The following is a 13,232-nucleotide window of genomic DNA, read 5'->3' as shown; positions in this document are numbered from 1 at the left end:
GACACAACGCAGGAGGAGGGTCAACAGTGGGAGCAACCAAGTCGGTCACCGACGCGAGTTTCACCGCAGACGTGCTGAAGTCCGACAAGCCGGTCCTGGTGGATTTCTGGGCCGAGTGGTGCGGGCCGTGCCGCAAGGTGTCGCCGCTGCTGGAGGAGATCGCCGGCGAGATGGGCGACCAGGTCAGCATCGTCAAGCTCAACATCGACGAGAACCCGGAAACCGCCCGGACATACCGCGTGATGTCGGTGCCGACCCTCACCGTTTTCAAGAACGGTGAGCCGGTGCAGTCGATCGCCGGCGCCAAGCCCAAGGGCGAACTGGTCAAGCTGATCGAATCGGCGCTCTGACCCCCAACGACGACGTCGCCGTCGACCCCGTGCCGGTGAGCCCGGCACGGGGTCGACGCGTTTTTCGCCGCCCACCACCCCAGCGGATCGCCTAGCGCATAACCTCGAACCGGGGCCGCCGGACGCCGGTGAGCACCTGGTCCCCGCCAACGGCACCCGCTCGTCGGTGGCGGGGCCTGGCAGCCACCGACCGTGCAGAGGGGGTCGTGCGTGCGTCCGATCCGTCCCGGTGACCGGGGACCCGCAGTGACCGAGATCCGTGCGGTGTTGACCGGCCTCGACCTGCTGTCGAAGGCGACCGGCCCACACAGCGACGAGTTCGACCCGGCGACCGAACGGGCGGTTCGCGCGTTCCAGCAGTCGCGGGGTCTCAGCGTCGACGGTCGGGTCGGTGCCGAGACCTGGCGGGCCCTGGACGCCGCCCGCTGGCGGCTGGGCGCCCGCACCCTCTACCACGCGGTGCCGGTCCCCCTCACCGGCGAGGATGTCCGGTCGCTCCAGGAGCGGCTGCTGGAGATGGGCTACGACACCGGACGGGCCGACGCCATCTACGGCATCCGCACGTCCCGGGCGGTGGCGCAGTTCCAGCGTGAGGTGGGGCTCGTCCCCGACGGCACCTGCGGCCCACACACCATGGGTGCCCTGCGCCGACTGGGCCGCAAGGTGGTCGGTGGCCGGCCGCAGTGGTTGCGTGAGTCCGACGCCATCCGACAGTCCGGCCCGACCCTGGTCGGCCGGACCGTGGTGATCGACCCGGGGCACGGCGGAACCGACCCGGGCGTGGTGGTGGCGGACGGCCCGCTGCGCTGGACCGAAGCGGATCTGATGCATGACCTGGCCAGCCGGCTGGAGGGGCGCCTCGCCGCGTCCGGGGTACGGGTGCAGCTCACCCGAGGACCGTCGCCGGAGACCTGCCTGCCCGACATCGACCGGGCACAACTGGCCAACTCGCTCGGCGCCGACGTGTTCATCTCGTTGCACACCGACGGCCACGCCAACCCGATGGCCGAGGGTGTCGCCACGTACCACTACGGCACCGACAACGGGGTGAGCTCGGCGACCGGCGAACGGCTGGCCGGGCTGGTCCAGCGGGAGATCGTGGCCCGTACCGGGCTGCGGGACTGTCACACCCATGCCAAGGCGTGGGACCTGCTCCGGATCACCCGGATGCCGGCGGTCCGCGTCGAGGTCGGCTACCTCACCTCGCCGACCGACCGGGAACGGCTGATCGCTCCCCGGTTCCGCGACAAGCTGGTCGAGGCGATGGTGGCTGCGGTGCAGCGGATGTACCTGCCGATCGAACGCGACGTCCCGACCGGCTCGATCGACGTCAGCGAGCTGCGGGCGGCGGTCGCCGCCGGCACCGTGGTGGACTGAGTCGGCCCAACCCTGGGTGGCCGTCAGCCCGTCGCGACGTCGGGTGGTGGTCAGCCGGCCGTCGAACGGGTGGCCGGCGTCGGTCGGACCGGGCGTAGCAGCGACTCCGGGCTCATCGAGCCGAGCAGCTTCTCCAGCGCGTACTCGACGTCGGACTTCCAACTCAACGCCGTCCGCAGTTCCAGTCGCAGCCGGGGAAACCGCGGATGCGGGCGAACCGTCTTGAAGCCCACCGAGAGGAAGAAATCGGCGGGTGCCACGCACGCCCCGCCCGGATCGGCGGAGTCACCGAACTTCGCGTCGCCGAACGCCTCGATCGCCTTGATCCCGCGCTTGGTCAGATCGCGGGCCACCCCCTGCACCAACATCCGGCCGAGGCCACCGCCGGAGAACGCGGGCACCACGTTCGCGGTCATCAGCAACGCCGCGTCGGCGGAGACCGGAGAGGTCGGGAAGGCCATCGACCGGGGCACGTACGCCGGCGGGGCGTACATCACGAAGCCGGCCGGCATGCCGTCGACGTACACCAGCTTGCCGCAGGAACCCCATTCGAGCAGGGTCTGCGACACCCACGCCTCTTTCTCCAGCCCAGGGTCGCCGGCAGCGCAGGCGCGGTCCGCGGAAACCGGATCAAGCTCCCAGTAGACACACTGCCGGCAGGGAAGGGGCAGGTCCTCCAGGGTGTCCAGGGTCAGGCTGACCAGACGTCGCGACATTGGCGCTTCCCCACACTAGGCTCGGAGGTGGGACCGGCCCGAGCGGCACCGCCGCCGCAGCGGCCCAGACGGCACCGCCGTGTTCCTGCCCCCGACGAGCGATCGTACGCCGCCGATCGGCGGCAGGGGAGACCATGCATGAACGTCCACCTCAGGGGTGTCTGCCGCCGGTCCGGCATGTGGACGCACGAATAATCGAAGACGCATCGGGCGGTGCAGGGCGGCTAGGATCGACATCCGGCGCGCCGTACCGCCATGGTCGCCGGTGTCCTGGGTATCCGGGACCGGAGCCGTCCGAGCAGCCATCGGGGTGATGTGATGACCGGCACGACACTCGACGACTACACCGACCGGTACGCCCGGCGGGTCCGGGGAATGACCGCCTCGGAGATCAGGGCGCTGTTCGCGGTGGCCAGTCGACCGGAGGTCGTCTCCCTCGCCGGTGGCGCGCCGTACATCGCCGCGCTGCCGCTGGACGCCGTCGGCGAGATGCTCGGTCGGCTCGGTGCCGAGCACGGCAGCACAACCCTGCAGTACGGCATCGGTCAGGGCACCCTGGAGCTGCGGGAGCGGATCTGCGAGGTGATGGCGCTCTCCGGCATCGACGCCGCCTGTGGGGCCTCCCCGGAGGACGTGGTGGTGACGGTGGGCGGGCAGCAGGCGCTCGACCTGGTGGCCCGCCTCTTCCTGGACCCGGGTGACGTGGTGCTCGCCGAAGGGCCGACCTACGTCGGTGCACTCGGCGTGTTCCAGGCCGCCCAGGCCCAGGTCGTACACGTGCCCATGGACGACGAGGGTCTCATCCCGGCGGCGCTGGAGCTCGCCATCGCGGAGCAGGCCCGGGCCGGACGCCGGGTCAAGTTCCTCTACACCATCCCCACCTTCCAGAACCCGACCGGCGTAACGCTGACCGAGCAGCGACGGGAACAGGTTCTCGACATCTGCGAGCGCGCCGGACTGCTGGTGGTCGAGGACGACCCGTACGGCCAGTTGGGCTTCGAGAGCGAGGCACCCGCGCCGCTGCGGGCGCGGCGGCGGGACGGCGTCTTCTACCTCAGCACCTTCTCCAAGACGTTCGCGCCGGGGCTGCGGGTCGGCTGGATCCTCGCGCCACACGCGGTACGCGACAAGCTGGTGATCGCCAGCGAGGCACAGATCCTCTGCCCCAGCGCGTACGCGCAGGCCGCCGTCAGCACCTACCTCGGCACCATGCCCTGGCGTCAGCAGCTAAAGGTCTACCGGGAGGTCTACCGGGAGCGGCGGGACACGATGCTCACCGCGCTGGAGGATCTGATGCCGGCCGACACCCGCTGGACGGTGCCCGGTGGCGGGCTCTTCGTCTGGGCCACGCTGCCCGACGGGCTGGACTCGAAGGCGATGATGCCCCGGGCCATCGCCGCACGGGTGGCGTACGTGCCCGGCACCGGTTTCTACGCCGACGGCAGCGGCAACGGTCACATGCGGCTCAACTTCTCGTTCCCGCCGCCGGAGCGGATCAGGGAGGGCGTGCGCCGGTTGGCCAGCGTGATGGAACAGGACATCGCCATGCGGCGGGTGTTCGGTGCGGTCGGCGAGCCCGGTGCCCGGCGAGGCCGGACCGGCTGGGACGCGCCAGGACCAGACTTGGCATGATGCCCGGCATGGGTGTCACCGCTGCCGAAGAACCCGCCGTGTCGGGCCCCGAGACCACCGATCTCCACGTGCTCGTGCTCGCCGGCGGTCTGTCGTACGAGCGTGACGTGTCGCTGCGCTCCGGCCGCCGGGTGCTCGACGCGCTGCGTGCCGTCGGAATGCAGGCCGAGCTGCGCGACGCCGACGTAGCCCTGCTGCCCGCCCTGACCGCGGACCCACCCGACGCCGTGGTGATCGCCCTGCACGGCGCGACCGGCGAGGACGGTTCGCTGCGCGGCGTCCTGGACCTGTGTGGCGTGCCGTACGTCGGATGTGACGCTCGGGCTTCCCGCCTCGCCTGGGACAAACCGTCGGCGAAGGCCGTGCTGCGCGAGGCCGGCATCGCCACCCCCGACTGGGTCGCCCTGCCACACGACAGGTTCAGCGAACTCGGCGCGGTGGCCGTGCTGGACCGCATCGTCGACCGGTTGGGGCTGCCGCTCATGGTGAAGCCCGCCCAGGGCGGTTCCGGCCTGGGTGCCGCCGTGGTCCGGGACGCGGCGTCGCTGCCGGCTGCCATGGTGGGTTGTTTCGCGTACGACTCGACGGCGCTCGTCGAACGGTACGTTCCCGGCATGGACGTGGCGGTCTCCGTGGTCGACCTGGGCGACGGTCCGCAGGCGCTACCGGCGGTGGAGATCGTGCCTCGCAACGGGGTGTACGACTACGCGGCCCGCTACACCGCCGGACGCACCACCTGGCACACCCCGGCCCGCCTGGAACCCGCCGTCGCCGAATCGGTGGCCCAGGTCGCCCTGGCCGCCCACGCCGCCCTCGGCCTGCGTGACCTCAGCCGGGTCGATCTGATCGTCGACTCGACCGGTCAGCCACACGTACTCGAAGTCAACGTCTCGCCGGGGATGACCGAGACGTCGCTGTTGCCGCTCGCCGTACAGGCTGCCGGTCTCGATTTCGGACGCGTGATCGGAAATCTGGTCGCCCGCGCCGCAGGCCGCTGACCTTCCTCCACCCGGCACTGAATTCGGCGGTACCCGTTGCTCGGACTCTTGCTGCCGGCCACACGCGCACCGCACTCGGCCCACCGACCCTGGAACGGAGCGATCGGTGGGCGTGCTCGGTCCAGCGCCTCAGCACGACCGAAACTGGGGCGGTGGAGATGAGGCGGAGCATGGCCGAGAATGGTGCGCGGCGGAGCGCGCTCCGGTGGCATGGAGACAGGTCCGCCGCCACCACCGTCACCAGCGCCCCGACCGCACGCGGTGCGCGATGAGTTCGCCGCGCGGCCGACCGCGACAACACCGCCAGCCGAAGCGCCGGGCACGCCGTAGCTCCGCCAGCCGTCTCGGCAGGGCTGCCCGTCTGGGCGGTCCTATTGCCGGTCGCTCTCAGGGCCCGATTCGCCGGCCGGCGTCACTCGACCCGCAGTTGGCGTCTCCGCTGGCTCTCTCTCCGACTCGGCCGTCACCGCTCCCCGCGTACTGGCGGAGGCCTCGCCCTGCGGGCCGCCCTCGCCCTGCGGGCCGCCCTCGCCCTGCGGATCGCTTTGGGCCGGTGGATCGCTATGGGCCGGTGGGCCGCCCTCGGCCTGCGGCGGGCCGTCCGTATCGGCGGACGGCTGTCGCGTCGGCACAGCACCAGCCGCCTCGCTGGCGGCCACGACCGCTGCTTCCTCTTGAGGCTGAGCTACGTCCCTTGCTCGCCCCGCTGCCGGGTCCTCAGTCGGCCCCGAAGCCGCGGCGTTCGACGCCCCCGAATCGATACCGGCGCCCGGGGTGTCAGGTGGTTCAGCTGTCTCGCCGATAGCGTCCAGGAGCGACCCTCCCTCAACCGGCTTCGTCTCGGGAGCGGCTGACTGCGCAGCCAGGCTGGACGGCGCCTGCCACTGGATGCGGGGTGGTTCGGCGAGCGGCCGCCCACCGAACTCGGCCAGCCAGGCCGCAACGAGGGCGAGGTTCTCCCGCCACTGTTCCTCCGAGATCGGCGGCAGGATCGAATCCCAGAGCGACAGGAAGGTGCCGCGGAGTTGGAGCCGACCGTACGGCCGGGCGAGGAACCACATGTGGAGATGGGCGGACCCGTCGCCCCAGCGGTTGACGTGTACCCGGGCCACCCCGTCGAGCGAGCGGATGGCGCGTTCCAGCCGTACCGTCATCACGCCCAACTCGGCGGCGAGAAGATTCGGCAGATCCCCGAGATCGAGGTGCGACCGCGACTCCAGGATGAGGACCATCGGCAGGCCGGTCGGCCGGTCCATGGCTCGTACGCGCCAGCGTTCGCCGACCCAGATGTAGGCCTCGTCGGGCGCCAGGCAGGCGGTGCATTCTCGGTGAGCCTCACCCTTGCGGGGCGGCTCGACAGGGACCGGATCGGCGAGTGGCTTGACTCGGAGGTCGCCCTCGAAGGGGAAGGACGGCCACTGGGTGAAGTCCGGGATTGAGGGAGGGGTGTCGTGCACGACGCTGACCCTAACCGAGTCCGCGACCACTGTCCCTACTCGAAACGTCTTCGACTTTCCGCAGCGCTCGAATGTCGGGACAGGGGGCGCCAGATAGTTCTCCCCAGGGTTATCCACAGGCCAGCCGGTCGCCGAATTCTCACCGCTGTCGCGCTTCGACAAGGGGTTTCGGGTCATGTTTCACGTGAAACGGCGTGAGCCTGTGGACAACTGATGTGGATAACGTCAGCGCACCAGCGGCCTCGCCCGGCAGACGTGCCGACGCGGGCGTAACGGAGCGAGGCGCGCTCCGGCGAGTACTGGGCACTCCGCTCAACGCCCGCACCCAACACCGTCGTTTCACGTGAAACCACGACCCGGCGCATGGCGACCAGAGCTGGGGCCGAGCGCCACCGGCCTGCTGGCCGATGGACTCAGCTTGTCGCCTCTTCGACCGGTGTGATCCCCGAGAGGCGCTGTTCGAACATCGGTCGGCCCGGTCCTCATCCAGACCCCGCACCACCGCGCGGTCCGACCGGAGGGTCCGAAGTGCTCGGGTGGATGGAACGCCACCTTTCGAGTCTGGCTGTGGAAGCTGTCATCGCTTGACCGGTCGAACCTTGGCCCTGCGCCACCCCGCCCGCCACCACTTGAGGAAGGCAACCCGGCGTCTGTCCCGCGCCCGGCACTGCGCTACACATCACCGGCGAACCCGACCAGTCCCGCCGCGCCAGGAGCGGAGGCCCAGCGGTCGCTCTACCCACACCCGTGTTTCACGTGAAACGGCCACCCCGTCCGCTCGCCTGGGCCGTGCGCTCTGGGTTCCTTTGCGCCGACGCCTTCGGACCGGACGCTGCTAGGCCCACCCTCTGAACGTGCGCTCTAGTTCCTCTGCGCGGACCTTCTGAGCCGACCTTTCTGAGCCGCGCAGCTACGAGCCGTGCGGCCATTAGCCCGCTCCCTACTGGGTCGCCTCCTTCTCGGCGGCTCTCTGATGGATCGCTCCGACAGGGCTGCGTTCGGTCCCACTCGCCGGCGGGCTGCTGCCCTGTCGGTCCAACCTAGGACCGAGGTCCGTCTCTGGCGGCCTCCGGCTGGGTGAGCTGTCTGGGCGAGCTTCCGTCGGTCGGCCGCCCTGTGCGTCCCTCGGTGTCGTCACCGACGCCCTGGCAACTGCCCCACGACAGCCGCGACCCCAGGCCCCGCCGAGACCATCTCCGTTCGGTGCCGGATTCGACGGTCGGGTCACGGGTTGCGGTATGTCGCGCCATAGCTCTGGCCCGAGGGCCCGACATGCCGCAAGTCGGGAGTCGAGTTGGCTGCCCTCGGCGTCTGCGTGGCCATGCAGCGGAACGCCCCCGAGTGCCATGGTCGTCTGCCGCGGAGGCCGCTCGTGGCGGCTGGGCCCGGTCTTTGCGGCCCGCTGCGGGCTACCCGGAAGACGACAAGGCCGCCTCGTCGCATTGGGACGAGGCGGCCTAGTGGTGCCGGTTGTTCAGTTCTCCGGTTCTTCGGGCTCTACTCCGATGATGCCGACGATCCGCTCAAGGTCGTCGACCGTCGCGAACTCAATCGTGATCTTGCCCTTGCTCCGCCCGATGTCGACCTTCACCCGGGTGTCGAACCGGTCGGAGAGGCGGTCGGCGAGGTCGGTCAGCGCCGGTGCGTGCGGCTTCGGCCGACGCTTCGCCGACTCCTTCTTGCCCGGTCCGTCTGTGAGGGCGAGCGCGACGATCTCCTCGGTCGCACGGACCGACAGTCCTTCGGCGACGATTCGCAGAGCCAGTTGCTCCTGGGTCTCCGGATCCTCCAGGCTGAGCAGCGCCCGGGCGTGCCCGGCGGAGAGGACACCGGCCGCCACCCGCCGCTGCACCGGTGCCGGCAGGTTCATCAGCCGAATGGTGTTCGAGATCTGCGGCCGGCTGCGACCGATGCGCCTGGCGAGTTCCTCGTGGGTGGCGCCGAACTCCTCCAGCAACTGCTGATAGGCGGCCGCCTCTTCCAGCGGGTTGAGGTTCGCCCGGTGGATGTTCTCCAGCAGCGCGTCCCGCAGCATGGCGTCGTCCCGGGTGTCTCGGACGATCGCCGGAATGTTCTCCCGACCGACCGCCTGCGCGGCACGCCACCGACGCTCGCCCATGACGAGCTCGAACTTCTCGCCGTCGAGTTGCCGCACTACGATCGGCTGGAGAAAGCCGACCTCCTGGATGGAGGTCTTCAGCTCCTCCAGGGCCTCCTCGTCGAAGACCTGGCGAGGCTGTTTCGGGTTGGGCACGATCGAGTCGACCGGGATCTCCGCGAAGCGCGCACCCGGCACCGGGCTCAGCGTCTCGTCAGGCTCGATGGTCGGGGACGGCACCGGCATCGGGGCCGGTGTCGCCACGGCCGTCGAGCCGCTCACTCCCGCTGTCGGCGCGCCGACGGCAGCACCGGCGTTGGGTGCCGGCCCGGTCGGAATCAGCGCCCCCAGGCCCCGCCCCAGACCGCCCCGTGGACGGTTCTTCATGCCACGCCTCCCAGCGCCTCGTCCGCACTACGCATTCCGGCTCACCGGCTCCTTGACACCCCGCTCGGCGATCTCCTGCGCGGCCTCGAAGTAGCTCGTCGCGCCCCGCGAACCGGGATCGTAGGTCATCACCGACTGGCCGTAGCTGGGCGCCTCGGAGACCCGCACGTTACGCGGAATCACCGCCTGGAGCACCTTGTCGCCGAAGTGGTTCCGGACGTCCTGCTCGACCGCGTCGGCGAGCCGGGTACGACGGTCGTACATGGTGAGCAGAATCGTGGAGACCTCAAGCTGCGGGTTGAGGTGCTGACGAACCAGGTTGATGTTGTTGATCAGCTGGTTCAGCCCCTCAAGCGCGTAGTACTCACACTGGATGGGGATGAGCACCTCCTGCGCGGCGACCAACGCGTTGACCGTCAACAGACCGAGCGAGGGCGGGCAGTCGATGAACACGTAGTCGAAGTGCCCCGGGTAGGCGGTGATGGCGCGGTCGAGACGCGACTCGCGGGCCACCACTGACACCAGCTCGATCTCGGCACCGGCGAGATCGATGGTGGCCGGCACACACCAGAGGTTGGGGATGCCCTCCACCGCCTGGGTCACGTCCTCCAGCGGCACACTGTTGATCAGACAGTCGTAGACGTCCGGCACGCCGGTGTGGTGTGGCACGTTGAGGCCGGTGGAGGCGTTGCCCTGCGGATCGAGGTCAACCACGAGCACCCGGTTGCCGTGCAGGGCCAGCGCCACCGCGAGGTTGACCGTGGTCGTGGTCTTACCCACACCGCCCTTCTGGTTCGCGACGCACATGACCCGGGTCCGGTCGGGCCGAGGCATGGTCACCTCGCCACTGGGATTCAGGATCTGCACGGCGCGCATCGCCTCCATTGCCAACGGTGGGTCATCCTCTTCGCGCGTCGGGGTTTCACGTGAAACGTACGCGGCCTCGGGCGCGGCGGACGGGTAGGACCCGTCCGCAGGTGCGGGCGTGTCGGAAGCCGGTCGAGGATCCGGCACCACCGCGGCTGTCGGGGGGTGTGCTGCCGCCACCTCGAACCGAGCAGAGGCGGAGGTGTTCCGGCGGATCGGGATCACCCGCGCGTCGGGAGACGCGTTGACCGGGCGGCCACTCGCATCCGTACCGTCGCGTCCGTCGCCGGCCCCCGACCACGGAACACCCGACGTCGGCGCGTTCCGACCGGGTTCCGGTGGGCTCTGCGGCACCTCGGAGGGCCGCCAGTTCGGATATTCGGTTTCACGTGAAACAGGGTCACCCGCTGACCCGGTCACGCGCGGATCGTCGTACCTGCCGTCGTCATGCACCTGTCATCCCTGCCCGCTTCGGATGGTCGGTCCGCACCCGTCAACCGGGCCACTCGCGTGCTCTCCGCAGAGGTACCGCCCGGCGGGAGCGGCCGGGCCCCGGAGGGAGATCCATCGCCGCCCGCTCCACACTATCGACGCGCGGCCAGCCTACGGCGCACGGGCGCGGCCGGTCCACGTCGGGTTCGTAACCCGCCGGTCGCGCCGCGCGCAGCGGCGCGGGTAACCCGCCTCGGAACGCTGCAATTCGCGGCTGCCTGCGGCGTACGGTCCCAGGTCATCCGTGCGAAGACCCCAAGAGCGGAGCGCTCCGACTACCGTCGACGCGACCGCGACTTTCTGGACGACGTCCGGGCCGCCGGACCGACAAGTCTCTCCCGGACGATCTCAACCACCGTGGTCGGCGGCTCCACGACGCCTTCACCACACCGATGCAGTGCAGGTTGACCGCCACCAAGGCGGTGCACCGCCTCGGCATGCTCGGAGATCTCCTCCGCCGCCGAGGCACCCTTCAGGGCGAGTAGTCGGCCGCCGACTCCGGTGAGGGGTAAACACCAGCCCGCCAGCCGGTCCAGTGGTGCCACCGCCCGAGCGGTGACCACGTCCCCAGGCCCAACCTCCGACACCGCGACTGCTTCCTCGGCTCGACCGCGGAACACCCGTACGGAGTTGGTCAGGCCGAGCGCCTCCACCGTCTCGTTGAGGAAGGCGGTACGGCGGGCCAGCGGCTCGATGAGCGTCATCGCCAGGTCGGGCCGGGCGATGGCGAGCACCAGGCCGGGAAGGCCGGCACCCGATCCCACGTCCAGCACGGAGGCACCCGGTGGGATCAGCTCGGCCACCGCCGCGCAGTTCAGCAGGTGACGATCCCAGATCCGGGGGGCCTCGCGTGGACCGATCAGCCCCCGTACCACCCCGTCGGTGGCAAGCAGTTCGGCGTAGGCCGCAGCGACGTCGAGGCGTACGCCGAAGAGCCTGCTCGCCGCTCCGGCCAGTTCGGGCGGCAGGGCAGCGGTGGCGGGCTGAGGTGGGACAGCCGCCGGCCCGGGCGGCGTACCACCCGGGCCGGACGCGGCTACGCCGCTGGCGTCGTCTTGCCGCACCTGTCAGTCCGCGGGACGGACGACGATGCGCCGGCTGGGCTCGACGCCCTCGGACTCGCTCTCCACCCCGTCGATGGCGTTGACCACGTCGTGGACGCACTTGCGCTCGAAGGCGGACATCGGCTCCAGCCGCACCGGCTCGCCGTGCTCCTTGACCTTCTCGACGGCGTTGCGGGCGACCGCAGCCAGTTCCTTACGCCGGTTGGCCCGGTACCCGCCGACGTCGAGCAGCAGGCGGCTCGGCGAGCCGGTCTGCCGGAACACCGCGAGCCGGGCCAGCTCCTGCAGCGCTTCGAGGGTCGCGCCGCGCTGGCCGACGAGGTTCTGCAGGCGGCCACCGACGACCTCGACCACCGGGCGGCCACCCGACACCAGCTCGTCGATGTCGCCGTCGTAATCGAGGATGTCGAGCAGCCCCTCCACGTAGTCGGCCGCGATCTCGCTCTGCCGGAACAGGTCGCTCTCGCCGGGGGCCTTGCTCGGCGCCGCTTCGGCGTCGGTCTCCTCCGGCTCGCCCTCGACCGGAGCCGCCGCGGTCGGCTCCTCGTCGTCCAGGGGCTGTTCGGCGCGGGGGATGCTGGTGTCGGTCACGGTGTCATCTCCGTACTCGCTCGGCCGGACCTCGGGTCCGCTGGTTCCCCGCGGCCGGCGGGACGTCGCCGGTGCCCACGGGCACGTCTGTAGGGGCAGTCTCGCCCGTCCGCCACGGCGCGCGTGGCGCTTCGCGTTCCGGCGCCGGCCTGACGGCGGCGGCACGGCGCGCAACGGGCCGCCGCCGGTCTCCCGGCAGCGGCCCGGACGATTCAGCCCTGCCGCTTGGCGGGGCGGCCCTTCTTCGGGTTGGCCGGCTTGGCGCCCGGCTTCGGCCCGGCGATCTTCGGCGCGGCGGGGGGCGGCGGCACGGCAGCCGGCTTGCTCCGGCCGAACAGCCCACCGGTCTTCGCGGGCTGCGCCCCGTTACGCGCCGAGGTGCCCGGCTTGCCGCTGGTCGCGGTCACCGGCGGCGGGAACTTGCGCAGCACCCACTGCTGCTGCCCGAGGGTGAACAGGTTGTTGGTGACCCAGTAGATGATCACACCGATCGGGAAGATGGCGCCGGAGACAAGCAGGGACAGCGGGATGCCGTAGAGCATCAGGCGCTGGATCATGCGCTGCTGCGGGTCCTCCGCCCAGCCCGTCTTGAGGATCATCTGGCGGCTGGTGAGGTAGGTGGTACCCATCATCACCAGCACCAGAACGCCGGCCATGATCTTCACGACGGTGCCGTTGGCGCCGAGCTGCGCCAGTTCCGCCGCGGTCGAGCCGAACTTGCTGGCGATCGGGGCGGTGAACAGAGTCGCGTCAGAGGCGCTGTTGAACTGGTCGACGGTCCAGCCGTAGATGTCCTTGTTGTTCTTCGCCGGGTCCGGGTTGAGGCGGCGCAGGACGTGGAAGAGGCCGAGGAAGACCGGGATCTGGAGGAACATCGGAAGGCAGCCCATGAGCGGGTTGGCCTTTTCCTTCCGGTAGAGCTCCATCATCTCCTTCTGGAGCGTCTCCCGGTCACCCTTGTGCTTCTCCTGGAGGGCCTTCACCTGCGGCTGAAGCGCCTGCATCGCCCGCTGCGACTTGATCTGCTTGACGAAAACCGGGAACAGGATGACCCGGACGGTGACCACCAGGAAGACGATGGCGAGGATCCACGCCCAGTTCGTGCCGAGGACCGCAGTGTCCGGAATGCCGATGGCGTCCCAGGCCGAGTGCCAGGCCAGCAGGATCCACGAGATCGCGTAGTAGATCCAGTCGAGACTCAAT

The 13,232-nt window shown here is 70.3% G+C and carries 11 protein-coding genes; 4 read left to right on the top strand and 7 right to left on the bottom strand.

The window, feature by feature from the left end; all coding sequences use genetic code 11:
• The first annotated feature begins 26 nt into the window (after window positions 1–26).
• Window positions 27–350, top strand: a complete 324-nt coding sequence (gene trxA, locus O7624_RS15860) for a thioredoxin (protein ID WP_093409332.1) — start codon at window positions 27–29, stop codon at window positions 348–350.
• A gap of 210 nt (window positions 351–560) precedes the next feature.
• Complete coding sequence (locus O7624_RS15855; protein ID WP_093409330.1) at window positions 561–1,727, top strand: N-acetylmuramoyl-L-alanine amidase; 1,167 nt, start codon at window positions 561–563, stop codon at window positions 1,725–1,727.
• A 50-nt stretch (window positions 1,728–1,777) separates the two neighbouring features.
• Here O7624_RS15855 and O7624_RS15850 read toward each other — a convergent pair whose 3' ends face one another.
• The gene (locus tag O7624_RS15850) at window positions 1,778–2,443 is read right to left on the bottom strand and encodes a GNAT family N-acetyltransferase (protein WP_093409328.1); all 666 of its coding nucleotides are present in this window, start codon (window positions 2,441–2,443) and stop codon (window positions 1,778–1,780) included.
• 318 nt (window positions 2,444–2,761) lie between these two features.
• Between O7624_RS15850 and O7624_RS15845 the strand changes: the two genes are divergently transcribed.
• Both O7624_RS15845 and O7624_RS15840 read left to right on the top strand, forming a co-directional pair.
• Entirely contained in the window at window positions 2,762–4,075 is a 1,314-nt protein-coding gene (locus O7624_RS15845) for a PLP-dependent aminotransferase family protein (RefSeq protein WP_282236335.1), read from the top strand.
• An 8-nt stretch (window positions 4,076–4,083) separates the two neighbouring features.
• Entirely contained in the window at window positions 4,084–5,073 is a 990-nt protein-coding gene (locus tag O7624_RS15840; protein WP_282236334.1) for a D-alanine--D-alanine ligase, read from the top strand.
• A gap of 371 nt (window positions 5,074–5,444) precedes the next feature.
• On the opposite strand, the gene O7624_RS15835 is transcribed toward O7624_RS15840, so the two are convergent.
• The 6 genes from O7624_RS15835 to yidC all read right to left on the bottom strand — a co-directional run bounded on the left by O7624_RS15835 (window position 5,445) and on the right by yidC (window position 13,231).
• Complete coding sequence (locus tag O7624_RS15835; RefSeq protein WP_282240649.1) at window positions 5,445–6,509, bottom strand: hypothetical protein; 1,065 nt, start codon at window positions 6,507–6,509, stop codon at window positions 5,445–5,447.
• Window positions 6,510–8,004: 1,495 nt separating this feature from the next.
• On the bottom strand, window positions 8,005–9,015 hold the full coding sequence (locus tag O7624_RS15830) for a ParB/RepB/Spo0J family partition protein (RefSeq protein WP_282236333.1): 1,011 nt from the start codon (window positions 9,013–9,015) through the stop codon (window positions 8,005–8,007).
• A gap of 27 nt (window positions 9,016–9,042) precedes the next feature.
• Window positions 9,043–10,335: a ParA family protein gene (locus O7624_RS15825; protein WP_093409323.1), complete on the bottom strand. Its 1,293-nt coding sequence runs from the start codon at window positions 10,333–10,335 to the stop codon at window positions 9,043–9,045.
• Between the two features lie 314 nt (window positions 10,336–10,649).
• Entirely contained in the window at window positions 10,650–11,342 is a 693-nt protein-coding gene (gene rsmG, locus O7624_RS15820; protein ID WP_282240648.1) for a 16S rRNA (guanine(527)-N(7))-methyltransferase RsmG, read from the bottom strand.
• Between the two features lie 99 nt (window positions 11,343–11,441).
• On the bottom strand, window positions 11,442–12,029 hold the full coding sequence (locus O7624_RS15815) for a R3H domain-containing nucleic acid-binding protein (protein WP_093409318.1): 588 nt from the start codon (window positions 12,027–12,029) through the stop codon (window positions 11,442–11,444).
• 212 nt (window positions 12,030–12,241) lie between these two features.
• Window positions 12,242–13,231 carry a membrane protein insertase YidC gene (gene yidC / locus O7624_RS15810; RefSeq protein ID WP_093409316.1) on the bottom strand — a complete coding sequence of 330 codons (990 nt, stop codon included), beginning with the start codon at window positions 13,229–13,231 and terminating at the stop codon, window positions 12,242–12,244.
• Window position 13,232 lies beyond the last annotated feature (1 nt).

The organism is Verrucosispora sp. WMMD1129 (assembly GCF_029581255.1).
Taxonomy (GTDB): Bacteria; Actinomycetota; Actinomycetes; order Mycobacteriales; family Micromonosporaceae; genus Micromonospora; species Micromonospora sediminimaris.
This window is presented reverse-complemented; position numbering and strand designations above follow the sequence as displayed.

Excerpts from the sequence above, each read along its gene's own strand:
- O7624_RS15850 (WP_093409328.1), bottom strand. The coding sequence starts at position 2,443 with ATGTCGCGACGTCTGGTCAGCCTGACCCTGGACACCCTGGAGGACCTG.
- O7624_RS15830 (WP_282236333.1), bottom strand. The coding sequence starts at position 9,015 with ATGAAGAACCGTCCACGGGGCGGTCTGGGGCGGGGCCTGGGGGCGCTG.
- O7624_RS15845 (WP_282236335.1), top strand. The coding sequence starts at position 2,762 with ATGACCGGCACGACACTCGACGACTACACCGACCGGTACGCCCGGCGG.
- O7624_RS15840 (WP_282236334.1), top strand. The coding sequence starts at position 4,084 with ATGGGTGTCACCGCTGCCGAAGAACCCGCCGTGTCGGGCCCCGAGACC.